Origin of the sequence: Methylobacterium sp. EM32, from assembly GCF_040593685.1 — a bacterium.
Lineage (GTDB): Bacteria > Pseudomonadota > Alphaproteobacteria > Rhizobiales > Beijerinckiaceae > Methylobacterium.
The window spans coordinates 48,437-54,436 of the sequence record NZ_JBEXZS010000277.1; the positions used below are offsets into that span (position 1 = coordinate 48,437).

General features: G+C 67.1%; 7 protein-coding genes. 3 read left to right on the plus strand and 4 right to left on the minus strand.

Annotated elements, in window-relative coordinates; translation table 11 throughout:
* Positions 1-157: 157 nt before the first annotated feature.
* Positions 158-1,498: a dihydroorotase gene (locus ABZT49_RS34190; protein WP_355293057.1), complete on the minus strand. Its 1,341-nt coding sequence runs from the start codon at positions 1,496-1,498 to the stop codon at positions 158-160.
* A 108-nt stretch (positions 1,499-1,606) separates the two neighbouring features.
* On the opposite strand from ABZT49_RS34190, the gene ABZT49_RS34195 reads away from it, so the two are divergent.
* The 3 genes from ABZT49_RS34195 to ABZT49_RS34205 all read left to right on the plus strand — a co-directional run bounded on the left by ABZT49_RS34195 (position 1,607) and on the right by ABZT49_RS34205 (position 3,295).
* Positions 1,607-2,434 carry a folate-binding protein gene (locus ABZT49_RS34195; RefSeq protein ID WP_355293059.1) on the plus strand — a complete coding sequence of 276 codons (828 nt, stop codon included), beginning with the start codon at positions 1,607-1,609 and terminating at the stop codon, positions 2,432-2,434.
* 142 nt (positions 2,435-2,576) lie between these two features.
* Positions 2,577-2,786, plus strand: coding sequence for a hypothetical protein (locus ABZT49_RS34200; RefSeq protein ID WP_355293061.1), 210 nt, complete (start codon positions 2,577-2,579; stop codon positions 2,784-2,786).
* A gap of 14 nt (positions 2,787-2,800) precedes the next feature.
* The gene (locus ABZT49_RS34205; protein WP_355293063.1) at positions 2,801-3,295 is read left to right on the plus strand and encodes a hypothetical protein; all 495 of its coding nucleotides are present in this window, start codon (positions 2,801-2,803) and stop codon (positions 3,293-3,295) included.
* A 554-nt stretch (positions 3,296-3,849) separates the two neighbouring features.
* On the opposite strand, the gene ABZT49_RS34210 is transcribed toward ABZT49_RS34205, so the two are convergent.
* From ABZT49_RS34210 to fumC, 3 genes are all read right to left on the minus strand, one after another.
* Complete coding sequence (locus ABZT49_RS34210) at positions 3,850-4,137, minus strand: ribbon-helix-helix domain-containing protein (protein ID WP_355293075.1); 288 nt, start codon at positions 4,135-4,137, stop codon at positions 3,850-3,852.
* A 26-nt stretch (positions 4,138-4,163) separates the two neighbouring features.
* Complete coding sequence (locus ABZT49_RS34215; protein WP_355293065.1) at positions 4,164-4,355, minus strand: DUF4169 family protein; 192 nt, start codon at positions 4,353-4,355, stop codon at positions 4,164-4,166.
* Between the two features lie 79 nt (positions 4,356-4,434).
* On the minus strand, positions 4,435-5,844 hold the full coding sequence (gene fumC / locus ABZT49_RS34220) for a class II fumarate hydratase (RefSeq protein WP_355293067.1): 1,410 nt from the start codon (positions 5,842-5,844) through the stop codon (positions 4,435-4,437).
* Between the last annotated feature and the right edge of the window lie 156 nt (positions 5,845-6,000).

Sequence of the window (6,000 nt, forward strand, 5' to 3'; positions counted from 1 at the left end):
GTGCCCCACGGAGTGGGGCGGGAGAGGGGACGACGCGTCCGGAAAGGTCGCGACCATGATGACGGGCGAACCCTGGATCAGCGTCGCGCTGCCCCTCTCCCGGCTCGCTCCGCTCGCCACCTTCCCCCGCAGAGGGGGGAGGGTTGGCGGCAGCGCCTCACCCTCTCGCCGGAAATCCCTCCTCGAACCGCACTGCCTCGCCGCGCGACGGCTCGGCGAGCGCGCCCTCCCACATCACCGCCTGGCCCCGCACCACCGTGCCGACCGGCCAGCCGGTGACCTCGCGGCCGTCATGGGGCGTCCAGCCGCATTTCGAGGCGATCCAGGCATTGGTGATGGTCTCGCGGCGCTTGAGGTCCACCACCGTCACGTCGGCATCGTAGCCCACCGCCAGCCGCCCCTTCCGGGCGATGCCGAAGATGCGCTTCGGGCCGGCGCTGGTCAGGTCGACGAAGCGCTGCAGCGACAGGCGGCCCGCCGCGACGTGGTCGAGCATCACCGGCACCAGGGTCTGCACGCCGGTCATGCCGGAGGGCGAATCCGGATAGGCTTTACGCTTCTCCTCCAGCGTGTGCGGCGCGTGGTCGGAGCCGAGCACGTCGGCGACGCCCTGCGACAGGCCCCACCACAGCCCGTCGCGGTGGCTCACGTCGCGCACCGGCGGGTTCATCTGTACCAGCGTGCCGAGGCGGGCATAGGCCTCGTCCCCGTCGAGAGTCAGGTGGTGCGGCGTCAGCTCGCAGGTCGCCACGTCCTTGTGCTGGCTGAGGTAGCGCATCTCCTCCTTGGTCGAGATGTGCAGGATGTGGATGCGGGCGCCGGTCTCGCGGGCGATGCGCACCAGCCGCTCGGTCGCCTTCAGCGCCGCTTCCGGCGAGCGCCAGACCGGGTGCGAGGACGGATCGCCCGGCACCCGCAGGCCCTTGCGCTCGCGCAGCATCGCCTCGTCCTCGGCGTGGAAGGCCGAGCGGCGGCGGGTGCGCTTCAGGATCTCGGTGATGCCGGCATCGTCCTCGACAAGGAGCGAGCCGGTGGAGGAGCCGATGAACACCTTGATCCCGGCCGCACCCGGCAGCCGCTCCAGCTCGGCGACGTCCCGGGCATTCTCGTGCGTGCCGCCGACCCAGAACGCGAAGTCGCAATGCATGCGGTGGTGCGCGCGCTTCAGCTTGTCGTCGAGGGCGTCCGGGCTCGTGGTCTGCGGGACGGTGTTCGGCATCTCGAACACCGTGGTGACCCCGCCCATCACGGCGGCGCGCGACCCGGTCTCCAGGTCCTCCTTGTGGTCGAGGCCCGGCTCGCGGAAATGCACCTGGCTGTCGATCACGCCGGGCAGGAGGTGGAGACCACGGCAATCGAGGGTGCGGCCGGCATCCGCCCGCGACAGGTCGCCGATCGCGGCGACGCGCCCGGCCGTCACGCCGATATCGGCCAGCCCCTCGCCGTCGTGGTTGACCACGGTGCCGCCGCGCAGGAGGAGGTCGAAGCTCTGGCTCATCGTCGGGTTCTCCTCGTGCGCGATCCGCGTTCGCCCGGTGCCCCGATTGAGGGCCGGGCGCAGGCGGCTTATGTCAGCCCCGCCCGCGGTTCAAGCAAAGGACCCCCGATGCCGCTTGCCCTCCTGCCGGACCGTGCCGTCGTGGCCGTCACCGGCGCCGACGCGTCGAGCTTCCTCCAGGGTCTGTTGACCTGCAACGTCGAGACCCTGCCCGAGGGCGAGGCCCGCCTCGGCGCGCTCCTGAGCCCGCAGGGCAAGATCCTGTTCGACTTCCTGGTGAGCCGGGCGCCGGACGGCTTCCACCTCGACGTTGCCCGCGACCGGGTGCCGGACCTCGTCAAGCGCCTGACGCTCTACAAGCTCCGGGCCCAGGTCGCGGTCCAGGCGCTGCCGCTCGCGGTGGCGGCGGGCTGGGGCGGCGAGGCCCCCGCCTCCGCCCTGCGGGACGGGCGCCTCGCCGCTCTCGGCTGGCGCCTCCACGCGCCCGAGGGCGAGGTGCCCACAGCGGAGGCCGATGCGGGGACTTACGCGGCCCACCGCATCGGCCTCGGCGTGCCCGAGGGCGGGGTGGACTTCGCGCTCGGTGACGCCTTCCCGCACGAAGCGCTGATGGACCAGCTCGGCGGCGTCGATTTCAAGAAGGGGTGCTACGTCGGCCAGGAGGTGGTGTCGCGGATGCAGCACCGCGGCACCGCTCGCACCCGCATGGTCCCGCTGATCTATCGCGACGGCGAGGCGGCGGCGAGCGGCGAGCCGGTCACGGCCGGCGAGCGCAGCCTCGGCCTGACCGGCGGCGGGGCCGGGTCGCGAGGCTTGGCGAGCTTGCGCATCGATCGCCTCGGCGAGGCGCTGGCGGCGGGGGAGACGGTGCTCGCCGGCGGGCGGGCGGTGGCGGTCGAGAAGCCGGGTTTTGCGACGTTCGCGTGGCCGGAGTGAGCGACACACCAGAGTTGGAAGCGATCCCGGGATTTGGAGGAGCGACGCCCCGACCCCATGTCAACCGATCGCATGTCAGCAGATGTCGCTTGCGGAGCGTCCGCGAGCCTGAGACGATGACCATGGCGCCGGGGGTCGATTGATGGACACGAAGAAGGGCTGGGGACAGCGGAGTTCGGGAACCGGCCGTTTCGTGACGATCACGCCGCGCGGGGCGACGACGCCCATGACCCGGGATGGCGTCAATCGCGTCCACGAAGCCTTGTCCAAGGCCGTTGAGCAGACCGGCGAGTTCAAGTCCTCCTCGAGTGGACATTACGGAGCCAGGAAGCTTCCGCCGAAATCCAAGTAGACGACGCCGAGGCGATGCCGAGCAACGATCGCGAGGTCTTCGACAAGCTCACGGGGGACGGCGCCACTGCCGGAGCCGAAGACTTCATTACCTATGCCCTGTTTGCGCATGAGCGACGCGAGTGGGTAACGCATCATACTGTCACACATGGGCGACCGCCGACGGCCAGCGAGGTCGAAACCTGGATCGGGAACATCACCGATTACCAGTTCGACCAGATGCGCGTCAGGGCCGCTTCATTCTTCGATGTCGCCGCCCGAGCCTACATGGCCGAGGAGCTCGAGCAAGCTCGGCAAGACACGCTCAAGAGTGCTGTCGTCAGGGAGGTCAAGGCGGCCGGCAACTTCTGGCGGCAGTTGTTCATTGCGACAGTGACGGCCATCATGGCGCCCGTCATCATCGGCCTGATCGTCGTTGCCGCCCTGCGCAGCGAAGCGTTCGTTCCATCGATCGCAGGGACGAAAGAGATGTTGCAGCTTCCAAAACAAGGCAGCAATAAAGAGAAATGATTCAAAAAATTCAATTAGAGGGCCGCAAAGAATGGATGCTCGAACCATAGGTTTTCCTGCATGTGTCGATGATGTCGATATCGGGAAGTGCATTTTATTTAATGTAAATTTTTCTGCTCAGATCGGCGTTATTGTATCTGTCAATCAAACAACTAAGGGGATTTTACATTTTGATGCAGAACGAAACAAATTTGCATTTCCAACAATTTATGATATTGATAATTTTTATAATGAAAAATGCATAGTAATTGATAGTGCTCGCATAGTGCCTATACTTTCTTCATAGCATGTTGGATTTGGGCGATTTTCAAGAATAGTGTCATTGGCGCTATACATAACTGAAGAATGCGCCATGTTAGCTACGTCCAAAAATGATTCCGTATTACCAATAGATCTTCTCACCGGGCGTCCGAATTATATAAATTCTACCAATTCGATATATACCAGAGCTTGGTACATAGAAGTCATTGCCGCCAACGGTTCATATGAGCCGTATCATGAATTTCGTTGTGAACCAGCCTCTTAATTAAGATTTGGAGCAACAATCTTAAACTTCAGGGAGAGCCGGCATCTTGGCCGACATCTACCACCTCCCCCGGCCACACCGCCCTGAGCACGAACACCCGGATCGCCGACGACAGGTTCTGCTCGCCCCGCTCCGCGTCGATCCGCCCGACCAGCGCCTGGACCGAGAGCCCGCGCGCCAGGGCGAGCCGACGCAACGCCTCCCAGAACGCCGCCTCGAGGGAGACGCTGGTGCGGTGGCCGGCGATGACGAGCGAGCGCTTGAGCAGACCGCCTTCGGGCAGAGGGCCCGGCGGCGGACCGCCCTCCGGGCTCATGTCCAGGAGAAGATCACCCTCCGGGCTCACGCCTCGGAATCGGGGGTGTTCAGCCGGTGGCCCTCGTGCCGGGCGGTTTCCAGGCTCTTGCGGGCCTCCTCGCGGGTCTTCGCCGCCTTCGGGCGGCCGAAGACGACCCGGTTCTCGGTCGCCTGGGCCTCCTTGGCGGCCCGCTCGCGGGCCTTGCGCACCTGCTTCAGGTTGATGATCTCGGCCATGACCCGATCCTCCGCGCCCCCGCGATCGTAGAACGCCCCGCGCGGCGATAAGCTGCGCGGGGCGGGTGGCAGCTTGCGGTTATTCCGCGCTCGGCGCCAGCATATCCTCCGGGCGCACCACCGCGTCGAACTGCGCCTCGGTGACGTAGCCGAGGCGGAGCGCCTCCTGCTTCAGCGTGGTGCCGTTCTTGTGCGCGGTCTTGGCGATCTCGGCGGCCTTGTCGTAGCCGATGGTCGGGGCGAGCGCGGTGACGAGCATCAGCGAGCGGCTCATCAGGTCGGCGATGCGGTCGTGGTTCGGCTTGATGCCGACGACGCAATTGTCGGCGAAGCTCACCGCCGCGTCGGCGATGAGCCGCACCGATTGCAGCACCGCGTTGGCGATCACCGGCTTGTAGACGTTGAGCTCCAGGTGGCCCTGGCTGCCGGCCATCGACACGGTGGTGCCGTTGCCGATCACCTGGCAGCACACCATCGTCATCGCCTCGGCCTGGGTCGGGTTGACCTTGCCGGGCATGATCGAGGAGCCGGGCTCGTTCTCCGGCAGCGAGATCTCGCCGAGGCCGGAGCGCGGGCCGGAGCCCATCAGGCGGATGTCGTTGGCGATCTTGAACAGGCCGCTCGCCAGCGCGTTGAGCGCGCCCTGCGTGAAGACCAGGGCGTCGTGGGTCGCCAGCGCCTCGAACTTGTTCTCGGCCGAGGTGAAGGGCAGCCCGGTCAGCTCCGCCACCTTGGCGGCGAACTTCTCCGCGAACTCGGGATGCGCGTTGAGGCCGGTGCCGACGGCGGTGCCGCCCTGGGCCAGCGCCAGCACGCCCGGCAGCGTCGCGCCGACGCGGGCGCCGCCGAGCGCCACCTGGGCGGCGTAGCCGGAGAATTCCTGGCCGAGCGTGACCGGGGTCGCATCCTGCAGGTGGGTGCGGCCGATCTTGACGATCTCGGAGAATTCCTTGGCCTTGGCGTCGAGGGCGCCGTGCAGGTGCTGGAGCGCCGGCATCAGCCGGTCGTTGATCTCACGCGCCACCGCGATGTGCATCGCGGTCGGGAAGACGTCGTTCGAGGACTGGCCGCGGTTGACGTGGTCGTTCGGATGCACCGGCGACTTGCCGCCGCGCTTGCCCCCCAGCCGCTCGTTGGCGAGGCTGCCGATGACCTCGTTGGCGTTCATGTTCGACTGGGTGCCCGAGCCGGTCTGCCAGACCACCAGCGGGAACTCGCCGTCGTGCTGGCCCTCGACCACCTCGGCGGCCGACGCCGCGACCGCCTCGGCGACCTTCGGATCGAGCACGCCGAGGTCGCGGTTGACCAGGGCCGCGGCCTGCTTGACGAGGCCGAGGGCGTGGACGAGCGGCGCGGGCATCCGCTCGGTGCCGATGCGGAAATTCTGGATCGAGCGCTGGGTCTGGGCGCCCCAGTAGCGGTCCGCCGGGACTTCGATCGGCCCGAACGTGTCGGATTCCGTGCGGGTGGCTTTCTCGGTCGGCGACATCTTGGCCTCTTTGGCGGTGCGAAACGGCGCCTACTTAAGCCAAGAGCGGGCCAAGCGCGATGCCCCGACAGCTTCCGAATCGCGCCCGTCCTTCGAGGAGTCCGGATGCCCTCGCCCGCGGCGGCCCTGGCCGCCCCCTTCCGCCCCGCCGTGCCC